The organism is Geothrix mesophila, from assembly GCF_022808835.1.
In the GTDB taxonomy this organism is placed as follows: Bacteria; Acidobacteriota; Holophagae; order Holophagales; family Holophagaceae; genus Geothrix; species Geothrix paludis.
In genome coordinates, this window is the sequence record NZ_JAKZLD010000002.1 from 426,596 (window position 1) to 447,547 (window position 20,952).

Here is a 20,952-nt window from a genome sequence, read left to right on the forward strand (position 1 = left end):
TCAGAGCGCCTTCCTGGCCTCGGTCATGAGGGCTTCGATGCGGCCGCGGACCTCGGTCATGAGGGCCTCTCGATCGGCCAGTGACGCGGGATCCACCGGCTCGCCCACCGCCACCACGTACTTGCCCGGGCGGAGGCGGAGGCTTCCCGGCGGCAGCACTTCCCGGCCGCCTACCGTGGCCATGGGGACGATGGGCACGCCGGCGTCCATGGCCAGGGCGAAGCCGCCCTTCTTGAAGGGGAGCATCTCGCCGGTGCGGCTGCGGGTGCCTTCCGGGAAGATCACCACGTTCTTGCCGCCCCGGATCTCGGCGGTGGCCTCGCGGATGCTCCTGATGGCCCGTTCCCGGTCGCGGCGATCGATGAAGATCACGCCCGCGACCCAGGCCGCCCAGCCCACGAAGGGGAGGTACTTGACCTCCTTCTTGGCGATGTAGACCGCCGGCACGGGCAGGATCCCGATGAGCACCGGGGGATCCAGCTGGCTCTCGTGGTTCGACATGAAGATCACGGGCTGACGTCCCTCCCGGACGGCTTCCGGCAGCCGATCCCAGCCCGTCAGGGCCAGCGGGATCCGGCAGAACCAGCCCAACCCCTTGGCGTACAGCGGCCCGATGCCGAAAAAGGCGCGGCGGCGCCCGAGGAAGGGAACGGCCAGCAGGATGCCGAGGACGACGACCGGCACCAGGACCATGCCCCAGACCGCCATCACAACTGCGCCCCATCCTGTGTTTCGCCAGTTGGCCACGATGCCCCTCCGTGATATTCAACCTATCAGTTCCGGAGGTTTCCCGTGGGCATCACCGAGCAGATCCTGGCTGATCACGCCACGCGGAAGGACCACGACGGCGTCACCTGGTTCACCGCGGAAGACCTGGCGCGCCTGGGCATCCACGACCGGCTCTTCACCGTCATGCAGAACGTCCAGCACACCCTGCGCCTGCGGAAGGCCCGGCAGGTGGTCGAGAGCCACGGCTGCACGGACCGGTGGAGCCTCGAAGACACGCACTGAGGTCGCCGGACGCGAAGCGGCCCGATGCCTGGTGGCATCGGGCCGCTTCGCCGCGGGACCCGGGGATGGCCCGGGTCAGACCCTGGCGGCGCCTTCCATCGCCAAGGCGCGGGGATGGAGGATCTGGTTCTCCAGGTAGATGTGCAGGTGCAGATCCCGCTCCATGGTCTCCAGGCCGTCGTAGAAGGCGCGGAAGGTGTTGCAGCCGTCGGCGGGCACGGTGTAGCTGTCCGTGAGCTCCCGCAGCTCCGCCAGCAGGGCCCCCACGGCCTCGTGCTCCATCTCCATGACGCGGATGGGGCTCTGGACGCTCCCGAAGCAGGAGGAGCCTGACTGGCCCCGCTCCATCTGGGTGATGTAGGGGAAGAGGATCTGCTCTTCCTTCATCAGGTGCGGCGTGAGGTCGGCCACCATGGCCCGGTAGAGTTCGCCCACGCGGGCCAGCTCGGGATGCCGCTCGCCGTGGGCCCGTAGCACCTTCGCGAGCAGCAGCTCCAGGCGGGGCATCTCCTCGCGGAGGTAGTCGTGGTGGGTGGGCACGATGTGCTGGATGAGGTCTGCCAGGGAGGCCGTGGTCCAGTCCTTCAGGGAGGGCACGCCGGCCGCGGGCGGTTCCAGGGTGGCCAGGTCCGCCAGGACCTTTCCCGCGTCCTGCTTCGCCAGGCCACAGGCCTCGCCGAGGCTGCGGTGGCCTCCGCAGCAGTAGTCGATGCCCAGGCGCTCGAAGTAGCGCATGGTCTCGGGCCGCGCCATCACCAGCTCGCCCACCTTGGTGTCCAGTTCCACGTTCATGACGGCTCCATCGACGGGGACCACCCCCTGGCACCCAAGATGGGGCCTTCGGGCCGTGAGGGAAGTCACATCTTGACTAAAAAGGTCAAATTTTCTTAAATAACTCGAACGTCCCATTCAAAACGTTGATTTTGTTTTGTTTAGTCTACCGTGATGGACTTGGACACGTTCTTGGGGGCGTCGGGGTGGACGCCGTGGTCGGCCACGGCCAGGCGGTCCAGGTATTCCATCTTCAGCACGGACATGCGGAAGGCCAGGCGCTGGAGCGCCACGGAGGCGGCGAAGACGAAGAGGTTGGCATCGCCGTTGGGAGGCACCTCGATGTACTTGGACCAGTAGCGGTCCTGGCCCATGGGTTTCCCCGCCACCGCCAGGGCCAGCTCGGGGTTCTTCTCGGCGATGAGCAGGATGTCCGCGCCGCGGATCTTGTGGGTGTGGATCTGGCTGATGGTGATGCGCACGTCCCGCTCCTCGGCGGGGCAGACGAAGAGCAGCGGGTAGTTGGAGAAGCGCGTCTCCACCAGCTCGGGCCAGGCCTGGAGGGCCTCGATGCCGCCGGCGAAGGGGCGGCCGTCCCGGTGCTGCTCGTAGACCTCCAGCAGGCCCGCCAGGTCCTGGATGGAGAAGAGGGTGTTCTTCCCCAGGATGGTGTTGGGGCCGTGCTTGAACTCGGCGGCGTCGTAGCCCTCGGCGTGGTTGAGCACCACCTCGCGGATCTTGAGGGCGCCTTCCCGGGCCAGGCCGATGAGGCCCGTGCCCAGGATGTGCAGCGAGGGCTCCAGGTAGAGGCGCTTCGCGGCCTCTTCCACATCGGCCTCGCAGGAGCGCAGGGTCTCAGCGATGAGGTCCTTCGCGCGCTCCAGGTTCGCGGCGATCTTGCGCTCCGTGAGCGAGAAGGAGGCGGCCAGCACGTAGAGGATGGCCACCTGGTTGAGGAAGCTCTTGGTGGCGGCCACGGCGATCTCGGGGCCGCAGAGGATGGGCAGGTAGAACTCGGAGAGCTCCTGGGGGATGCGGCTGTTCTCGTTGTTCACCAGCGCGATGCGGCGCAGGGCCGGCACGCGGGCGCGCACGTCCTGGAAGATGTCCACCAGGTCCTTGGTCTCGCCGGATTGGGTGATGCCGATGAGCAGGTCGTGGGGCTGGAGCGCGTTCAGGTACATGGACCGGAACTGGCCCGGGTTGCAGGGGAAGACGGCCACGCCCGCCAGGCTGTTGAAGAAGGTGGCCGCCACCAGCGCCGCGTGGTACGAGGTGCCCGAGGCCACCAGGAAGACGCGCCCGCCCTCCTTCTGGGACTCGCGGATGGCCTGCACCAGCTCCTGGAGGAGGCGGGTGACGCGGCGGCGCTTCTTCCACACGAAGAGCAGGTCGAAGAGGGCCAGGGCCGGGGCGGCCGAGGGGTCCAGGCGGCCCAGGTCCGCCAGCAGCTGGCGCTCGTCCGAGACCGGCTGGCCATGCGCGCGCAGCACGTCCGCGTGGGGCTCCACCCGGGCGGCCAGCTCCCGGTGGACGGGGTCCGCCAGCAGGGCCTCGAAGGCCTTCCGCAGGGCCGTCTCCTCCGGCGCCTCGTACAGGGCCAGGACCTTGGCCACCAGGGCCTTGCAGAGGTCCTGGCGATCCTCGAAGGCCGCGAAGAGGCCCTCGGTCCCCGCGTCGCGGAAGTAATAGCGCAGCACTTCGTCCAGGTTGTCCGGGGCCGAGGCGATCTCCTGCTCCATGAAGTAGCGGTACGGGGCCCGAAGACCCGTGTCGCGCACGTTGAGCTTGGAGCGCTTGGGCCGCGGCACGGAGAAGGCCAGCTCCTTCCCCAGGGTGAAGACCAGGTAATCCCGCTCGGTGAACCAGATGCCCTCGCCCTCGGAGAGAGGGATGAGCATGCGCGTCTTGGAGAGCACGGAGGTGAGGTCGCTGGAGACCACCACGAAGTCACCGTGGGCGTCGCTGCCGATGCCCGCGTAGAGGCTTGATCCCGACTTCACGGCCACCACGCCCGGCACCTTGGGATCGGCGAAGGCAGCGGCGTAGGAGCCTTCGGCCCGGGCGTCGGCTTTGCGGGCGGCGTCGATGAGGAGGAACGCGCCATCGGGAATGGCGTCCCCGAGTCCCGCGGTGGCGTAAGCGGCCCGACAGGCGGCCAGGGCGGGCCCGGGGTCCGCGAGATTGGCGGCGTAGGCGTCCTCCGTGAGGTGCGTGATCATCTCGCCGTCGTTGTCGGACTTCACGGTGTGGCCCTGGGCCGTGAGGGCGGGCTTCAGCGCGTCCGTGTTGGAGATGTTGCCGTTGTGGGCGCCCACCAGCTCCACCTTGCAGCGCACGTGGTGGGGCTGGCTGTTGACGTCGGTCACCGCGCCGTAGGTGGCCCAGCGTACCTGTCCGATGAAGCGCTGACCCTGTTGTTGATCGATGCCCAGCTCCGGCACCACGCGGCTGGGGGCACCCACCTTCTTGAGGAGCGTGATGGCGCCGTCCGCGCCGATGAAGGAGGCGCCCGTGGAGTCGTAGCCGCGGTACTCCAGCCGCTTCAGCAGCTCCCCGGCCTCGTGGCCCATGGCCGCGACTTCAGACGCATAGCAGAGCGACACGATTCCACACATGGGGCGACTCCAGAGGACCAGTCCAACCGACCATCTTGGTGGGTTTCGGCGTGACCTTCAAATCAGAAGAAAGGCAAAAGATCACCACCAAGACACCAAGGCACCAAGAAAAGATTTCATTCAGCCCTGGAGCTTAGGGTTGCCCGAGTGCTTGAAATTTCCGCCTCAACATCTTCGTGTTTTCGTTGATGTGTGCCTGTTCGTACTGCCTGTATTCCGTGAAGGTCATCTTCGCCAGGTCATCACCCCAGGCTTTATTCTCTACGTGCATTCGGTACCAATGATAGTCGGACTCATCCTGGACCCAATCCGGTAGCGGGGAAGTACCAAGGTAATCGGACATCGGGATGCCACTAATGATGTAGCCATCGAACATTTTCCCGAAGGTGTGTACGAGCTGGGATTGCGGCGAAGTGTACGGACCGCGAACCCTCTCGAAGGGGGTGCCAATTACGTCGAACCCGATGTCACGCCGATAGGTCAGCATCAGTCGGTCAAGCAGCCCGCCAAAGGGGAAGACCTCCCGCCTTGTCGCCGAATCATAGAAGGGCGCATGGAGGGATACGATCCACATTCGCTCCTTGTATGGGGAGCGGTAGATCATGTTTCCCATCCTTGGGAGAGGCCTATCAGTACCCACCCAGTACTCCGTGTACTTGGCGGTGGCATGAGCGATGCCGCAATGGATGAGTGCGGGGAGATCCTTAGCGAGGATCTGGCATTCCAATGTTCGGGCCATGCATTCGTCGTAGCGATCAGCTTTCTCCAACTCACGCCTGCGGGCAGACCCATCGCTGTAATTGACGATGGACCAATCGATGGCAGGTGCCAGTCCGATCAGCCTGAAGACTCCGCGAGAGGCTGCGTGTTCCTTGTTGGATCGCCAGATGGTCTCAAGGATGTCGAAGTACTCCTTGTTGTTCCAAATGGGATTGTCCCGCATGAAAAAGCGAAGTGCCCTGGTTCGATCGAAGGTGGGCTGAGTCACCAGGCGGTTCGCCTCCTCAGTCGCCTCTACGGTGAGGAATTCGGTGGCCAGGTACCGGACATCGGTGCGCCGATGGAGTTCTGGGATCAAATCCAGAACAAGCTGGGCATCGTGGCGGATCCGGTGGAACTCACCGAGGACGATCCACCGTTTCCCTCGGTTGAAAGTGTCGACTACATACTGCGCCGGGCTTTTTGGATGAGCCTGCCAATATGCCAGGAGACCCGCCGGTGCCGGAGTTGCGGGTGGTTGGCTCGATTGAGCTGCAAGCGTGGGGTAAAGAAACAACGATAAAACAAAGGCCTTAAGGGCAGCCGATCCCATGCTCACCTCGAGATGCGATTCGTACAGGCTAGGCAGATCGAGGAGACCTCGTGCTACGGTCGTGACCAAAATCTCATCACGGGATACCAGGGCCTTCGTGGCCTTTTTGGGTTTCTTCTTCGTGTCCTTCGTGGAGGGCTTTTGATCAGGGAATGGGGTCGATCCCGCCGTCCGTCAGCGGCGAGCAGCGGATGAGGCGCCAGGTGGTGAGCAGCCCGCCTCGCAGGGTGCCGTATTTCTGAATGCAGCCCAGGCCATAGTGGCTGCAGGTGGGGGTGTACTTGCACTGGGTGGGCAGGTGGCTGCTGAGGGTCGTCTGGTAGGTGCGGATGGCGCCCCGGCATACCCAGGCGGAAGGCTGGAAGCGCACCGGCAGGAAAGCCTCCACCACCAGGTAGAGGCCGAAGGCTGCCAGGGGGTGGGCCGCCAGCCAGTCCAACGCCTTAGGCCTTCGCCGCATCCGCTTCGGCCTTGACCTTGCGGGCCTCTTCCAGGAAGGCGGGGACGAGGTCCTCCTCCTTCACCTTCCGGATGAGCTCGCCCTTGCGGTAGATGAGGCCCTCGCCGGCGCCGCCGGCCACGCCCAGGTCCGCGTCCTTGGCTTCGCCGGGGCCGTTCACCACGCAGCCCATGACGGCGTAGGTGATGTTCTCGTGGTTGATGGCCTTGAGGCCCTCCTCGATCTCGTTCGCCACGCGGTTCAGGTCGATCTGGACGCGCCCGCAGCTGGGGCAGCTCACCATGCGGAAGCCGCCGCTGCGCAGGGCGAGCGACCGCAGCAGCTCGTGGCCCACGCGGCACTCGTCCTCGCCGTCGCCGGTGAGGGAGACGCGGATGGTGTCGCCCAGGCCTTCCGCCAGGAGGATGCCCATGCCCGCGCTGGAGCGGATGGTGCCGCCGAAGGGCGTGCCGGCCTCGGTGATGCCCAGGTGGAAGGGGTAGTCCACCTGTTTCGCCAGCAGACGGTAGGCCTGCACGGTGCGGATGACGTCGCTGGCCTTGAGGCTGATCTTGATGTCATGGAATCCCTCGCGCTCCAGCACCTCGATGTGGCGCAGGGCGCTCTCCACCATGGCCTCGGGCGTGGCGGTGCCGAACTTCTCCAGCAGGTCCTTCTCCAGGCTGCCGCCGTTGACGCCGATGCGGATGGGAATCCCCTTGGATCCGGCCTTGTCCACCACGGCCTTCACGCGGTCCTGGCCGCCGATGTTGCCGGGGTTGATGCGCAGGCAGGCGGCGCCGCCGTCCGCGGCCACCAGGGCCAGCCGGTAGTCAAAGTGGATGTCGGCCACCACGGGAATGGGGCTGCGGTCGCAGATCTCGTGGAAGACCTCGCCGGCCTTCTTGGTGGGCACGCTCACCCGGACGATCTCGCAGCCGGCGTTGGCGTAGTTGTAGATCTGCTGGACCGTGGCCTCCACATCCCGGGTGTCCGTCTTGGTCATGCTCTGGACGGTGATGGGGGCGTCCCCGCCCACCGGCACCTTGCCCACCAGGATCTGGCGGGTCTTCCGGCGGGGGGCGAGGGGCTGGAGTTCCTGGTCGGACATGGGACCTCGACATCAAAGATTCCAGTGTACCCACCTATGCCATCCATCGGGCCGCCCCCTGGGCCTCAGCCCGGGCCGGCCCTGGAGGCCCGGGGCCGCCCCCATGCCGGAGGATTCCATGCGGCCGTGGGCTTGCGCTGAGCCTTGGAAGCCTTGCTACACTGGCCCCTCACCCCGAGGTGCCCATGATCATGAACTCACGCAATCACAACGACGTGCTGATCCTATACCCCGAGGGCAAGATCACCCTGGGTGATGGCGATCAAGAGCTGGGCGAAGCGGTCCGCACCTCGCTTACCAATGGCTCTCGCAAGATCGTGATCAACTTCAGCAAGGTGAGCTACCTGGATTCCTCAGGCGTGGGCGAGCTGGTGGGCTGCTACACCTCCATCAAGGGCAAGGGCGGCGAGCTGCGCATCTGCGGCATGAGTGGCAAGATCTTCAGCCTCATCAAGATGACCAGCCTGCACTCGGTCTTCGAAGTGAAGGACACCGAGGAAGAGGCCCTCGCGGGCTTCTGAGGCGGTGCGCCTCCGCGCCGCCCTCGGCTGTAGCCTCCTGGCCCTGGTTTCCGCCGCGGGCCAGGAGGCTGCGTCGTCCCACCCGGTGACGGCGATCCGGGTGGTGGGGGGCGATGGGGATGACCAGCGCTTCGCCTTGGCCGCCCTCGGCCTGAAGGTGGGGCAGGCCGTGGATGCGGCAGCCTTCCAGCAGGCCCTGGCCGCCGTGCGCCTGGTGGACCGCTATCGCACGGTGGAAGGGACCTTCGGTGGGAGCGGCGAGATCCTCCTGCGTCTGGACCCGTTGCTGCCCATGGAGACCTGGCGCTGGGAGGGGGATCCTCTGCCCGCCGATCTGCGCAAGACCCTCCTGCCGGAAGTGCGGAAGGGTCAGCGGCTGGGGCCCCAGCGCCTGGCGCTGCTGGAACGCAGCGCCGAGCAGCGCCTGAGGGAGGCCGGGTACCGCCAGGCCGATGTGAAGGCCGTGGTGGACGAGGGGGGCCGGCAGCTTCACCTGATCCTCAGCCTCGGGGCCCCGCGGCTCATCCAGGAGGTGCGCCTGGAGGGCGATCCAGCGCCGTATACCCGGGAATACCTGCTGAAAGTCGCGGGCATCACACCGGGCCGCACGCACTGGACCCCGATCGTCCAGCGGGAGGCCCAACGACGCCTGCGCCAGCGGCTGGTGAAGGACCGCCGTATGGAGGGCTCCATCCGCCTCGTCCCCGCTGACGGAGAGGGCGGCGTTCTCGTGCTCGAGGTCAAGCCGGGGCCGAAGGTCACCCTGAAGGCCAAGGGCATGGATCTGCTCGGTCCGGTGCTCTGGGGGCGCCCCCGGCTGCTGGAGTTCGTGCCCCTGGCCCGGGCCGAGCGCTACTCGCCGAGCGTGCTGGACGAGGGCGACGGCCGGATCGCCGCCTACTACCGGGACCAGGGCTATCCCGAGGTCAAGGTGTCCCACGAGCGCGTCGTGACGGCGGGCACCGCCGAGCGGCCCGAGGCCGTGACCATCACCTACACCGTCGAGACCGGTCCCCGGCGCGTCCTGGGCACCGTGCGCTTTGAAGGGAACCGGGAGCTGTCCGACGCGGAGCTGTCTCGGGCCGTGAGCCTGCCCAAGCGGTTCCTCCTCCTGCCGCCGCACGCGAAATCCGAGGCCATGAAGGCCCTGGAGGACCGCCTCACGGCCCACTACCTCCAGCGCGGGTTCCCCGAGGTGCAGGTCCGCCGCCGCGTCGAAGTGGGGAAGGGCGGCGCGGTGGACGTGCGCCTCGTCATCCGTGAAGGGTCGCGGCGGTTCCTCGACGCCCTCGTGCTGGAGCTCCCGTCCGATCCCGCCTTTCCCAGGGAGCGCCTGGCCCGGAGCCTGCTGCTCGCGCTGGCGGACCATCCGGTGTCGGTGCGGGGCACCTCCCGCTACCGGTCGGACCGGAGACACCTCCAGGGATTCGAGGGCACCCTCGAGACCACGCCCGAGGGCGCGCGCCTGACCTTCAAGCCGTCGCTGCCCCTGGTGCGCAACGACCTGGCCCTGGTGGTCTCCGACCTCCGCCAGCGGCTCTCCTCGGTGGGATCGGCCAATCCGCAGGTCAAGATCTCCTTCGAGGACGATGAGATCCACCCCGTGGTGCGCATCCAGGTGCCCGCCCAGCCGCTCGACCGCACACGCCGCCTGGTCGTGCAGGGCAGCGACCGGACCCGCGCCGAGGCGGTGCTGCGCGAATCGGGACTCGCCCCGGGCATTCCCCTGAATCCGGCGAAGCTGGACGAGGGTCAGGTCCAGCTCGGCGGCCTTGGAGCCTTCCAGCGGGTGGACCTGCTCACCATGAAGGACCTTCCGGGCCAGGAGAACCAGCCCTGGGAGCGCGGGGATCTGGCCCTGCGCCTCCAGGAACGCAGCCCCTGGGTGTTCACCGAATCCTTCGGCTACGACAAGACCCAGGGCTACCACTTCGGTCTGAATGCCCAGCGCCTCAACGTGGGCGGCATGGGCCGGACCCTGGACTTCGGCCTGCGGGCCGGAGACCAGACCCTGGACAGCCCCTTCCTGCGGAAGGCCTTCCCGACGGGTGAGATCAAGCGGTCCGTCGACAGCTACAGCATCGGCTACACCGATCCATGGTTCCTCCCCGGCTCGCTGGATACGCTGCTGGCCCCCCGTACACGCTTCCGGGCGGAGGGCGCCTACATCGAGGAGGCCCAGGCCGCCTTCTTCGCCCGCCGGCGCCGCTTCACGCCCAGCCTGGAGTGGAAGATCAGCCCCGTGCAATCCGTCCAGCTCGGCTACCGCTTCGAGCGAGTGGAGGTGGCCTCCAACACCGACAGCAACGGCGTGCCCCTGCTCGCGGACCAGGATCTCTTCCTCCTGGCGCGCACGCCGGCCCGGAGCATCATCTCGGCCCCCTACCTGCAGGTGGTCGTGGACCGCCGGGACAAGCCCTTCGATCCCACCCAGGGGACCTTCTTCTTCGGTCGGCTGGAACTGGCGAACCAGGTCTTCGGAACCTCGATCAACAGCAGCTTCGTGAAGCTGGACCTGCGCCACCAATGGAACTGGCCCATGGGCTTCCATGCGGAGAACGGGGTGGTCATGGCCAGCGTCCGGTTGGGGCTGGCCCGTCCCACCGCGCAATCGGCCAAGGACCTGCCGCTGTCCGAGCGGTTCTTCGGCGGGGGGTCCTTCACGGTGCGGGGCGTGGAGCCGGACATGCTGGGCGACGTCCGGCGCACGGATTCCCTGGGCAACCTGCTGCCCCAACCCATCCCGCTCGGCGGTCAGGGGCTGGCGGTCGTGAACCTCGAGTACCGCTTTCCGCTGCTCGGCATGCAGAGCGTCTGGGCCGAGGTCTTCCTGGACAGCGGCCAGGTCTACCGGAGCCTCACTGCCGAGACGGATCCCGTCACCCTCCAGCGGGTTCCACCCTCCTTCCCGCCTCTCCGCACCACCCTCGGGGTGGGTCTGATCCTGAAGCTGGGCATCCCCCTCAAGCTCGAGTACGCCGCCGACTGGAAGCGCATCATGGGGCGCCCGCGCACCCAGGACGAACGCGACACCCAGCTCAAGAGCCTGCTGATCTCGGCCGGATTCCAGTTCTGACCGACCGCCGGGGCGAAGCCCTGGCGGGTCGCGAGGGACGCTGCGAGGCAGCGTTCCGAGCGGGGCCCCCGTCGGGCTGAGCATCGTGTCCGGGTGGGGCGGGCCGGAAGGTGCGGGGGGTCACAGAGTCGGGCCCCGGCGAGGAGGTCATGCCATGCGACCGCCGGGGCGAAGCCCTGGCGGGTCGCGAGGGACGCTGCGCGGCAGCGTTCCGAGCGGGGCCCCCGTCGGGCTGAGCATCGCGTCTGGGTGGGTCGAGCCGGAAGGTGCGGGGGGTCACAGAGTCGGGCCCCGGCGAGGAGGTCATGCCATGCGACCGCCGGGGCGAAGCCCTGACGGGTCGCGAGGGGCGCTGCGGGGCAGCGTTCCGAGCGGGGCCCCAGCCGGGCTGAGCATCGCGTCCGGGTGGGTCGAGCCGGAAGGTGCGAGGGGTCATGGAGTCGGGCCCCGGCGAAGAGGTCATGCCATGCGGCCGTCAGGGCTGAGCATCGCGTCCGGGTGGGTCGGGCTGCCTGGTGCGGAGATCACCGTTCAGCCGCCAAAATCAACCGTTCGCCTGTTTTTTCTGCATGAGGATGAGTCCTGGACCATATTGACGACCCTCGCTTCGGGTTCTCCCAGGGCCATTCGCATGGATCTGGCTGGCCCGATCCTTCGATCACCGCTGTCGCGAACGGGTTGCGGCCATGGCGGCGTTCCCCAGGCAACCCGGTTTCCGGAGGACCCCATGTTGTCCAAAGCCGCCCTGGATTTCCTGCTTCGCCTGACGGACTGGTTCCATGGCCACTGGGAGGATCCCGAGTGGGGGAAGCGTCCCACCACCCAGATCCTCATCGCGCTGGCGCTCCGCGACCTGGCCACCGGCCTCCATGACGCGGAGTCCCGCGGCCAGATCCAGGCCGCGGCCGACAAGGTCATCGCGAAGAACGGCCAGGCCATGACCCGGGCCTGATCTCTCCAAGTGGCCGCCCATTGAAGATGGGTGCAGTCGGAGATCCATGCAGACCGAGGGAACTCAGGCCAAATCGGTGCGATCCCCGCGGGTCGTCGGATGGGAGATGACGAGGAACTCCACGGGATCGCCGAATGGATTCTTGAACTGATGGGGCATGCCACGCGGGATGTGGATGCCCTCGCCCGCCGAGAGGGGGTGGTCCTCCCCGTTCAATTCCATGACCGCTCGGCCAGCGAGGATGAAGAAGAACTGCCGTGCGGTGGAATGGACATGTCGCTTCTCGGCCTTTCCCGGCGGGACCCTCTCCTGGATGACGTGGAGATCGTCGCCCTGGAGAAGGTGCCAACCATCGCAGTGGTCGCCCCACACGTAGTGATCAGCATTCTGGATCGAGACCGGGTGCATGGGAGCCTCCAAGGGAGATGGCAGGACGGAAGGAATGGTGCGGCTCTGGAAGAAACCGACTTCAGCACGAGGATGGAGCGGCGTGTTGGCATGCGTGTGGGTGCGGTGGGTCCCCTGGTCATGGGTTGGACTGGAACTGGGGCCGCCACGACATGGCCCGGACCGTCAGGGCCTCATGGGCAGATGTGGCTCATGGAGATGAGCTGCGAGGTAATCCAGAAGGGCGGCATCGGTACCGCAGCACCCGCCGAAGATCTGGAATCCATGATCTCGCCGGAGGGCCAGCATCGATTCACCCAGGGAAACAGAGCCCTCGCAAAGAAGCTCCGCGCGGCCATCCAGCTCATCTGGGTTCAATGCCGAGGCGTTCGCCTGGATGCCGATCAGACGTCTCATTGAAGTCCGGTCCCGGTTGACCGCTGCCGATAGGCTGGCGCGGACATTGTCGGGATGGACGCAATTCACCATGAAGCAGAGTGGCGCACATGCATCGTCGAGGGCGTCAATGGCCTCGTGGATGGGTGTCCCGTCGAGGAGACAGCCCGTACGCGTGACGATGAAGCTGATGATGAACGGCAGTCCTGTCTCTCCCATGGCCCTGGCCAATCCCTTCGCCTCGCCAAGCGAAGGGATCACGCCCGCCATGAGGAAATCCGCACCTCCTTCCAGACCGGCCTGACACTGGGCTCGATGGAAGGCCAACGCCTCCTCTTCCGGAAGCGCTTCTTGCGGTCGATAGGCATTTCCCTTGGTTCCGAGAAGGCAGCCGATGTAGGTGGAATCACTGAAATCAGCGGAGATCTCCCGGAGGAAGGCCACCCAGTCCTGATGGATGTTCCGGTTCGCGAAACAGGAGGCCTTGATCCTCTCTGGATTCGATCGCCGGGTCGAGGTCGTGATCAGGATCGGCAAGGAGGCGCTGCGGGCGATCTGGAGATAGCCTCGATAAATGCTGGCCAGCACCCTGCGGGCATGGGCATCGTAGATGGATCCGCCGTAGACAAGATGGTCATCTGCGGGAATCAGGAACTCCCGGCGCATGCGCTCGACCACGGCCGCCTCGGTCAGGAAACACTCCCCGAGCAGTAGGCGCTCCCTCAGTCGAGATGAATCACCCACGGTCGGCTGCCTCGAGATGGTTGGCTGATTGGGAGGGCTGGTCGGCCCCGTGAAGGAAGATCATGGGTCGGAGCGTTCTCAAGTTTTGGTGGTCTCCCAGGAGATCCGCGTGAGCTTCCGGGGGGCGAGAACGGATCGGACCCAGGAGATGCGGCCTTCTTCGTCCACCTCGACCAGCAGGACCCAGCGCGGGGCTCGCGGTCCTGTCTCCGGGACGTCCCTCTCTCCCACCTGGGCGGGCAGTCCGTTGATCTCGCGGAGATCCAGCCGCATGGAGGGATCCTGCTGTGCGATGCGCAGGAAGAACTGGGCAATGGCACGCGGTCCCAGAACGGGGACCTCGGCCGAGGCATAGACCCCACCCCCATCCCCGCAGGCCCTGGCATCCGGGGTGAACAGGGATTCCAGGGTTTCCAGGTCCTGAGCGGCCAGGGCCTCCTGGAACCGCCGGAGGGCCCGACCCGTGAGCTCCCGTTTCCGGGGCGTCGGGTAGCTCGGCCGCTTGAGCACTTTCCTGGCCCGGTGCAGGGTCACCTTCACGTTGGACTCTGAGATGCCCAGGAGCCGGGCGGTTTCATCGACGGAATGATCGAACACCTCCCGGAGAAGAAACACCGCCCGCTGCTGGGGACTGAGGTCCTCCAGGGCCACCAGGAAGGAATAGGATCCGGTCTCCAGCAGGTCGAAGCGCTCCTGAGGCGCCTCGACCACGCAGTCCGAGGCGTCCCACTCGACGGGGCCCGGGAGCCACACCCCCGGGTAGGGCCGCGATTTCCTGCGCCGGAGCAGATCCTTGGACAGATTGACGGCAATGGTCACCAGCCAGGGGCGGAGCGAAGATTCCTGGTCCGCGGGGGGACGCTTGAGCGCACGAAGGAAGGTCTCCTGGAGGACATCATCGGCATCGGCGGGAGATCCCGTCATGCGGTAGCTGAGCCCCCACAGCAGTTTCCGGTGGGCTTCGAAGGCTTCGGCTAGGGCGGTTGAATCCATGGTCCCCTCGGCATGGAAGGGAAAGGATCGCACGCGCCGGCGCCGGAGCCACTCTGTCCCATGGGCTTGGGTCTGCGATCTGTCTTGCATCATGGTTTCCCGCTCTTTGCCCCCTCCTGGGCCACGGGCTCAGGAGGGGGCATCCCCAAGATCAACGGACCAGGCCATCCGGCTGTCGCATCGCAGATGAGCCTACGATCAGCCAGGGGAACCCGGCCTAGTCGCCCGCAAGCAGCGTCGCCGCCGACCGGGCGACATAGCCTCCGGCCGGAGTCCGGAAACCGATGTTCAGCCGGTTCCAGCCATTGATGGAGATGATGGCCAGGGTCAGGTCGACCAGTTGGGTCTCGCTGAAGTGGCTCCGGACCCGCTCGAAAGCCTCATCCGGCACCCCCCCTTCCGGGAGGCGCGTGAGGACTTCCGCCCAGGCCAGCCCCGCCCTTTCCCGTTCGGAATACAGGTCTGCCTCCCGCCAGCCGCTCAGAAGGTAGAGCCGCTGTTCGGTCTCGCCCGAAGCCCTCAGCTCCTTGGTGTGCATGTCGAGGCAGAAGGCGCAGCCGTTGATCTGGGAGACCCTCAGCTTGACGAGCTCGACCAGCGAAGGCTCCAGCCCCGATTTGCTCACGTGTATTTCCAGGCCCAGCATCGCCTTGAAGGCGCCCGATGAAGCCTTGGTGTAATCCAGTCGAGGTTGCATTGCTTCTCCTTGCTTGCTGGCATCCATGGCAAAAAGCCGCGAAGGATGCGTGTGGTGGGTTTGGCAGGCTGTTCAGGGCTTCGCCCCGTCCTTGGGATCGGGACCCTGTTCGGCCTGCCCCTTCAAGAGACGACACGCATCCGGGCGCCGAAGGGTTACAGGTCCGGGTGGTTTTCGGGAAGCAACAGCCCGGGCTGGTTGGCGCGGGCGGTCTCGACCATCCGACCGAAGCGGAGCGAAGGGAGGATAGGACGGAATCCGCGAAGCGGATTGCCGCCCGAAGGGCGAGGGGCGGAGCCCCGAGTCACCACGCGCCGGACGTTCTCGGCGGCTCGAGACCACCCGATTGGTAAGGCAGAAAAAGCCAGAAATACGGTCTTTGGCTAGTTGTTGGGAGTGGTCTCGAACCGGCGCGCGGCTGGCCCCGCGGCCAAGCGGCTCCGACGCGCCACTGGCGCGTCTCCACCGGGCCGCTACGGGGTCGCCGCTGCTTCTCGGCGGTTCGACCGCCCGATTGGGGATACAAAAAAGGCCGCTTGTCAGCGGCCTTCAGTGGTTGGCGCGGGCGGTCTCGAACCGCCGACCCCTACCGTGTCAAGGTAGTGCTCTACCCCTGAGCTACGCGCCAGCGCGAAGCTCTATCTTAGCGGAACGGGGGCGGCTGTCGAGCCTCCAGGCGGGGCGGGGGTCAGCTGTTCCAGAACCAGAGCAGCAGGGCGGCCAGGGTGCCGAGGATCACCAGGGTCCATTCGGCGGCGTAGGGGTGATCCACGGTGAACCGGGCGAGGGGCACCTGGGGATGAAAGTGGGGATGACCATGAGGATGGGGGTGGGCGTGGGTGGTCATGGGAACCTCCGATCCTGAGGACCACGGTCCATACCCAACATCGGTCGCGAACCAGCCCAGCGCTATCCAAACCCCCGGGAAAGGGTCAATGGTGAACGTGGGTGGCCGGCCAGAAGAGCCAAGCGAACAGGGCCCCGATCAGGATCAGCAGCCAATCGATCGAGGGGTCGTGCGTGAAGTCGTGGCGGCGGAGGAAGTGGGCGGCCATGGCAGCCTCCATCCAGGGGACACCCGTCCACAGTCGAGGATGGGTCCGGGCCCTGGCGGGCGCTGTGACTTTCCTGGAACTTCGGGCCTGGCTATTCGACCGTCACGCTCTTGGCCAGGTTCCTCGGCTGGTCCACGTCGCAGCCGCGCAGCACCGCGATGTGATAGGCCAGCAGCTGGAGGGGCACGGCATAGACGATGGGCGCCAGCCAGGGGTGGACGGCGGGCAGCTCTAGCACGTCCTCGGCGATGCCCGTGAGCCCGGTGTCGCCCTCGGTGACCAGGGCGAGGATGCGGCCGTCGCGGGCGGCGGCCTCCTGGAGGTTGCTGAGGGTCTTCTCCCGGTGGGCGTCGTGGGGCATGAGGGCCACGACAGGCAGGGTCTTGTCGATGAGGGCGATGGGCCCGTGCTTCATCTCGCCGGCCGGGTAGCCTTCGGCGTGGATGTAGGAGATCTCCTTCAGCTTCAAGGCTCCTTCCAGGGCGATCGGGTAGCAGGGGCCGCGGCCCAGGTAGAGGAAGTCCGTGGCGTCCTTCCAGCGCTGGGCCCACTGGATGATCTGGGGTTCCAGGCTGTTGAGGCGCTCCAGGTGGGCGGGCAGCTCCCGCAGGCCCTGGAGCAGCTCCGCCTTGAGCACGGCATCCACGGTGCCCTTGGCTTCGCCCAGCTTCAGGGCCAGCAGGGTGAGCACGGCGAGCTGAGTGGTGAAGGCCTTGGTGGAGGCTACGCCGATCTCCGGGCCCGCATGGGTCAGGATGGTGGCCTCGGCCTGGCGGGTGGCGGTGGAGCCCATGACGTTGCACACCGCCAGGGTGCGGGCGCCGCGGGCGGCGGCCTCCTTCATGGCGGCCAGGGTGTCGGCGGTCTCGCCGCTCTGGGTGATGCCGATGAGGAGCGTGCCCGGCTGGATCACGGGCTCGCGGTAGCGGTACTCGCTGGCGTAGTCGACCTCCACGGCCACGCGGCTCAGCTGCTCGATGAGGAACTTGCCCACCAGGCCCGAATGCCAGCTGGTGCCGCAGGCCACGATGTGGATGCGGTTGAGGTCCGCCAGCTCCTGGGCGCTGAAGGGCAGGTCCAGGGGGATGGCCTCGGCGTCCAGGGGGAGGCGGTTCAGCAGGGTGTTCGAGAGGGCCTGGGGCTGCTCGAAGATCTCCTTCTGCATGAAGTGCTTGTGGCCGCCCTTTTCCGCGGCGATGGGATCGTAGGGGATGGTGTGGACGGGGCGGTGCGCCTCGCTGCCGTCCAGGCGGAAGATGCGGGCGCCCTCGCGGGTCAGCTCCACCAGGTCGCCATCCTCCAGGAAGATCACGCGCCGGGTATGGGGCAGGAGGGGCACCACGTCCGAGGCCAGGAACGTCTCGCCCTCGCCCAGGCCCAGCACCAGGGGGGGGCCGCTGCGGGCGGCGAGGATGCGGTCCTTGTCGGAAGCCTGGAGGCAGGCCAGGGCGTAGATGCCCCGCATGCGGCCCACGGCCTCGCGGAAGGCCTCGGGAAAGCTCATGCCGTGCTTCATCAGGTGGGACACCATGACGGGGAAGCACTCGGTGTCCGTTTCGGAGCGGAAGGTCTCGCCGGCGGCCTTCAGCTCGGCCCGAAGCTCCAGGAAGTTCTCGAAGATGCCGTTGTGGACGGCCACCACCTGCCCGTCGCCGCTGCGGTGGGGATGGGCGTTCTCCTCCGTGGGCCGGCCGTGGGTGGCCCAGCGGGTGTGCCCGATGCCCAGGGGCGTGGGGTCCGACAGATCCACCTTCTGTGCGAGGTTGGCCAGCTTGCCCGAGGCCCGGATGACGCGGAAGCCATCCTTGGGGTCCGACAGGGCCACGCCCGCGCTGTCATAGCCCCGGTATTCCAGGCTCCTCAGGCCGTTCACCAGGATGCCCGCCGCGCCCTGCTGGCCGATGTATCCGACGATGCCGCACATGCCGACCTCCGTTCTTGTCCGCGTTCACCTTAGCGCGCACGGTCACCCGGACCAATGTGGTGGGAGGGCCACGGGCTGCGGTGGGACGGGGACCACAGGCTGTGGCGCCGGCGCCACGCCGGGCGCCGTCAACCCCGGATCTGCTTCTCCAGCAGCTTGCTGCGGAGCTGCAGCATGGCCTTGGTGTGCAGCTGGGAGACCCGGGATTCCGTGATGTTCAGGAGGATCCCGATCTCCTTCATGGTCAGCTCATCGAAGTAGTAGAGCTGGACCACGAACTTCTCCTTCTTGGGTCGCCCCTCGATGGCCGACTGGAGGATGTCCTTGATCTCCGCGGTCTGGAAGACCTGATGGGGGTCCTCCGCGTCCGGATCCGGCACGAAGCTGATGAGGCTTTCGCCTTCGCCGTCCTCCCCCGCCTCCACGAAGGTGCCGAGGGTGACGCCCTTGAGCTCATCCAGGTTCTTGTGCAGCTCGTCGAGGGGGATGCCCAGGTGGCGCGCCACCTCCTCATCCGAGGCCGCCCGGCCCTTCTGCTGTTCGATAAGCCGGTAGGCGGTCTCGATGTCCTTCTTCTTCCGCCGGAGGCTGCGGGGCACCCAGTCCAGGTCCCGCAGGCCGTCCAGGATGGCGCCCTTGATCCGCAGCTCGGCGTAGGTCTTGAACTTGATGTTGCGGGTGGGCTCGAACTTCTCGATGGCGTCCATCAGGCCCAGGATGCCGCTGTTGATGAGGTCGTCCAGCTCCACGTGGGAGGGCAGGCGCGAGGCGATGCGATGGGCCACGAACTTCACCAGGGGCACGTAGTCCTTGATGATCTGCTCGCGGTTGTTCCGGTCGAAGGGTTCGGATTCGCCGTCGTCCTCGGCGGGGGCAGCTTCGGCTTCCTTCGCCCGCTCGCTGGCCGCCAGCAGGGCCGCCCAGGGGCGGAGGGCGGCCGGAGCCGCCGACACGGCATGCGCCAGTTCATCTCCAGTCGATGGACCGGAATCGAAGGGCTCATGGTCAGGACTCACGACCATCCAGGTTCCTAGGGAGCGTCACCGGGCGCGGGCAGCTTCCAGAATGCCGCAAAGTCATCGGCCTGCAAGGACGTTTGGCTCAGCAGTTGCCGGACGATGACGCCGAAGGCCCGGGCGGCGGAACAGTCCGGGAAGAGCTCCACCACGCCCCGCTGCTGGCGAACCGCCTGAAGGATGTGGGGATCGTGGGGGATCATACCCAGCACCTGGAGCCGCTTGCCCAGGAACCGTTCCGTGGCCTCCTGGAGCTGGTCGATGGTCTCCCGGGCCTCGTCGGCGCTGTGGCCGTTGTTCACCAGCAGCCAGAGCGGTTTCGAAGGCTCGCGCAGGTGCAGCACCTTCACCATGGCGTAGGCGTCCACCAGGCTGGTGGGCTCGGGCGTGGCCACGAGGATGACCTCCTGAGCCGCGAGGAGCAGCTTGAGGACCGACTCGTGGATGCCGGCGGCCGTGTCGATCAGCAGCCAATCCACCGTCTCCGCCACCCGCTGGAGGCCCTGGACCAGGCGCAGCTCGCTCAGGGTGTCGAGGCGGGTCAGCTCCTGGAGGCCGCTGCCTGTGGGCAGAATATGCACACCCATCGGTCCCTCGACGAGGATCTCCTCCAGCACCTTCTCGCCGCGCAACACGTGCTCCAGCGTGTATTTAGGCGAGAGGCCCAGGAGGATGTCGAGGTTGGAGAGGCCGAAATTGGCATCCATGACCACCACCCGCTGGCCCTGCCGGGCCAAGGTCATGGCCAGGCCGGCGGTGACATTGCTTTTTCCCACCCCGCCCTTGCCGGAGGTGATGGCCACGACCCGGGCGGCGAACATGGGCGCCTCGCTGCCCTGGCCCAGAGGAAGGCTGCGGAGCCGGGGAACCGGGTGGTCGCTCATGCGGACGCCCCGGCCTGCTCCGGCGGAAGGCCGTAGGCGGCTGAGCCCGACCGACGGGCCGAGCGGGCCCGTGATGGAAGCAGACAGTCCTGGAAGGTCAACATACCGACACCCGGTGGGTGTGGGGCGAGGGTTGTGCCACGCGGAGCTGTCCCGGTACCGGTCGGCCGGGGACGAGGGTTCCGGGTGGCCTCAGGGGCGGAGCTTGAGGGCGTCCCAGCGCTCCGGGGGATGGAAGCGGCACCGCAGGCCGGCCCAGCTCACCCGCTGGAAGGTGACCCCCCCGGGCCAGGGCACCCGGTCGAGCCAGGCGCGGAAGGCCCGCTGGAGACGGAGGCGCTGCTCGGGCTCCAGGGCCGTGTCGGCGCCCACCCAGGCGCCGGGGCGCCGGGCCTTCACCTCCAGCAGGCGCAGCTCCGGCCCGCGGCTCAGAAGCAGGTCCAATTCATACCGGCCCAGCTTCTGCCGCCAGGCCACCAGGTCCCAGCCCCGGGCCCAGAGCAGCCAGAGCGTCAGCCGCTCGGCCCTCAGGCCCAGGCGGCGGGCCGCCTCACCGCGACGCACGGAGGAGATCCAATGTGTAGAACACGGTATCCACGGCCATGCGAGGGAAGTCCAAGGGCAGTTCCTCCGGCCCCACGCGCCGGAACCCGTTGCGCTCGTAGAAACGGTGGGCGGCGCCCATGTGGGGGAGGGTGCCCAGCCAGAGGCCCGGGAGGGCGTGGTTCCTGGCGTGGTCGAGCGCGGTGTCGAGGAGGGCCTGGGCCAGCCCGCTGCCGCGATGGTCCCTGCGGAGGAACATCTTCCGCAGGGCGCCTCCGCTTCCGAAATCGATGAGGCCGAGCGTCCCGACCACATGGCCCTCCGCGAGGCCCACCCAGAATCCACCCCGGCCCGTCTGGTAGACCTCGGGGATCCGCGCCAGGTCCGGCTGGTCCCGGGCGGTGATGGGCACGCCGAACTCGATCTGCTGGATGGGGAGGATCAGGTCGAGCACCTGGTTCTCGAGGTCCGGCTGGAAGGGCTGGATCAGGAAGGACATGGC

The 20,952-nt window shown here is 67.1% G+C and carries 21 protein-coding genes and 1 tRNA gene; 4 read left to right on the top strand and 18 right to left on the bottom strand.

Annotated features, from left to right (window positions below):
- A complete protein-coding gene (locus MLG87_RS09385; RefSeq protein ID WP_243294918.1) occupies nt 1-747 on the bottom strand; it encodes a lysophospholipid acyltransferase family protein in 747 nt (248 codons plus the stop codon).
- Between the two features lie 45 nt (nt 748-792).
- On the opposite strand from MLG87_RS09385, the gene MLG87_RS09390 reads away from it, so the two are divergent.
- The gene (locus tag MLG87_RS09390) at nt 793-1,011 is read left to right on the top strand and encodes a hypothetical protein (RefSeq protein ID WP_243294919.1); all 219 of its coding nucleotides are present in this window, start codon (nt 793-795) and stop codon (nt 1,009-1,011) included.
- 75 nt (nt 1,012-1,086) lie between these two features.
- Here the strand turns inward: MLG87_RS09390 and ric are convergent, their stop codons facing one another.
- From ric to ispG, 5 genes are all read right to left on the bottom strand, one after another.
- On the bottom strand, nt 1,087-1,803 hold the full coding sequence (gene ric / locus MLG87_RS09395; RefSeq protein ID WP_243294920.1) for an iron-sulfur cluster repair di-iron protein: 717 nt from the start codon (nt 1,801-1,803) through the stop codon (nt 1,087-1,089).
- A 140-nt stretch (nt 1,804-1,943) separates the two neighbouring features.
- On the bottom strand, nt 1,944-4,400 hold the full coding sequence (locus MLG87_RS09400; RefSeq protein WP_243294921.1) for an SIS domain-containing protein: 2,457 nt from the start codon (nt 4,398-4,400) through the stop codon (nt 1,944-1,946).
- 133 nt (nt 4,401-4,533) lie between these two features.
- Complete coding sequence (locus MLG87_RS09405; RefSeq protein WP_243294922.1) at nt 4,534-5,712, bottom strand: hypothetical protein; 1,179 nt, start codon at nt 5,710-5,712, stop codon at nt 4,534-4,536.
- 145 nt (nt 5,713-5,857) lie between these two features.
- Nucleotides 5,858-6,082 (bottom strand): membrane protein insertion efficiency factor YidD, encoded by a 225-nt coding sequence (gene yidD, locus MLG87_RS09410; RefSeq protein WP_425250888.1) that lies wholly within the window; start codon nt 6,080-6,082, stop codon nt 5,858-5,860.
- Between the two features lie 73 nt (nt 6,083-6,155).
- The gene (gene ispG / locus MLG87_RS09415) at nt 6,156-7,262 is read right to left on the bottom strand and encodes a flavodoxin-dependent (E)-4-hydroxy-3-methylbut-2-enyl-diphosphate synthase (protein ID WP_243294924.1); all 1,107 of its coding nucleotides are present in this window, start codon (nt 7,260-7,262) and stop codon (nt 6,156-6,158) included.
- A 191-nt stretch (nt 7,263-7,453) separates the two neighbouring features.
- Here ispG and MLG87_RS09420 point away from each other — a divergent pair, with 191 nt between their 5' ends.
- The 3 genes from MLG87_RS09420 (at nt 7,454) to MLG87_RS09430 (ending at nt 11,811) form a co-directional block, all read left to right on the top strand.
- On the top strand, nt 7,454-7,783 hold the full coding sequence (locus MLG87_RS09420) for an STAS domain-containing protein (RefSeq protein ID WP_243294925.1): 330 nt from the start codon (nt 7,454-7,456) through the stop codon (nt 7,781-7,783).
- A gap of 4 nt (nt 7,784-7,787) precedes the next feature.
- The gene (locus MLG87_RS16300) at nt 7,788-10,859 is read left to right on the top strand and encodes a BamA/OMP85 family outer membrane protein (RefSeq protein ID WP_243294926.1); all 3,072 of its coding nucleotides are present in this window, start codon (nt 7,788-7,790) and stop codon (nt 10,857-10,859) included.
- A 727-nt stretch (nt 10,860-11,586) separates the two neighbouring features.
- Entirely contained in the window at nt 11,587-11,811 is a 225-nt protein-coding gene (locus MLG87_RS09430) for a hypothetical protein (protein ID WP_243294927.1), read from the top strand.
- A 63-nt stretch (nt 11,812-11,874) separates the two neighbouring features.
- Here MLG87_RS09430 and MLG87_RS09435 read toward each other — a convergent pair whose 3' ends face one another.
- The 12 genes from MLG87_RS09435 to MLG87_RS09485 form a co-directional block, all read right to left on the bottom strand.
- Nucleotides 11,875-12,219 carry a cupin domain-containing protein gene (locus MLG87_RS09435; RefSeq protein ID WP_243294928.1) on the bottom strand — a complete coding sequence of 115 codons (345 nt, stop codon included), beginning with the start codon at nt 12,217-12,219 and terminating at the stop codon, nt 11,875-11,877.
- Between the two features lie 165 nt (nt 12,220-12,384).
- Nucleotides 12,385-13,272, bottom strand: a complete 888-nt coding sequence (locus MLG87_RS09440) for a homocysteine S-methyltransferase family protein (protein WP_243294929.1) — start codon at nt 13,270-13,272, stop codon at nt 12,385-12,387.
- Between the two features lie 144 nt (nt 13,273-13,416).
- Entirely contained in the window at nt 13,417-14,331 is a 915-nt protein-coding gene (locus MLG87_RS09445; RefSeq protein ID WP_243294930.1) for a sigma-70 family RNA polymerase sigma factor, read from the bottom strand.
- 217 nt (nt 14,332-14,548) lie between these two features.
- Nucleotides 14,549-15,028 (bottom strand): carboxymuconolactone decarboxylase family protein, encoded by a 480-nt coding sequence (locus tag MLG87_RS09450; RefSeq protein WP_243294931.1) that lies wholly within the window; start codon nt 15,026-15,028, stop codon nt 14,549-14,551.
- Between the two features lie 553 nt (nt 15,029-15,581).
- A tRNA-Val gene (locus tag MLG87_RS09455) sits at nt 15,582-15,656 on the bottom strand.
- A 60-nt stretch (nt 15,657-15,716) separates the two neighbouring features.
- The gene (locus MLG87_RS09460; protein ID WP_243294932.1) at nt 15,717-15,875 is read right to left on the bottom strand and encodes a hypothetical protein; all 159 of its coding nucleotides are present in this window, start codon (nt 15,873-15,875) and stop codon (nt 15,717-15,719) included.
- Nucleotides 15,876-15,960: 85 nt separating this feature from the next.
- Nucleotides 15,961-16,083, bottom strand: coding sequence for a hypothetical protein (locus tag MLG87_RS16145; protein WP_279341194.1), 123 nt, complete (start codon nt 16,081-16,083; stop codon nt 15,961-15,963).
- Between the two features lie 91 nt (nt 16,084-16,174).
- Nucleotides 16,175-18,007, bottom strand: a complete 1,833-nt coding sequence (glmS, locus tag MLG87_RS09465; protein ID WP_243294933.1) for a glutamine--fructose-6-phosphate transaminase (isomerizing) — start codon at nt 18,005-18,007, stop codon at nt 16,175-16,177.
- Nucleotides 18,008-18,135: 128 nt separating this feature from the next.
- Complete coding sequence (locus MLG87_RS09470; protein ID WP_243294934.1) at nt 18,136-19,023, bottom strand: FliA/WhiG family RNA polymerase sigma factor; 888 nt, start codon at nt 19,021-19,023, stop codon at nt 18,136-18,138.
- Between the two features lie 14 nt (nt 19,024-19,037).
- Entirely contained in the window at nt 19,038-19,907 is an 870-nt protein-coding gene (locus MLG87_RS09475; protein WP_243294935.1) for a MinD/ParA family protein, read from the bottom strand.
- Nucleotides 19,908-20,099: 192 nt separating this feature from the next.
- Nucleotides 20,100-20,471 carry a YraN family protein gene (locus MLG87_RS09480; protein WP_243294936.1) on the bottom strand — a complete coding sequence of 124 codons (372 nt, stop codon included), beginning with the start codon at nt 20,469-20,471 and terminating at the stop codon, nt 20,100-20,102.
- Nucleotides 20,458-20,949 (bottom strand): GNAT family N-acetyltransferase, encoded by a 492-nt coding sequence (locus MLG87_RS09485; protein WP_243294937.1) that lies wholly within the window; start codon nt 20,947-20,949, stop codon nt 20,458-20,460. Before MLG87_RS09485 ends, MLG87_RS09480 begins: the two co-directional genes overlap by 14 nt.
- Between the last annotated feature and the right edge of the window lie 3 nt (nt 20,950-20,952).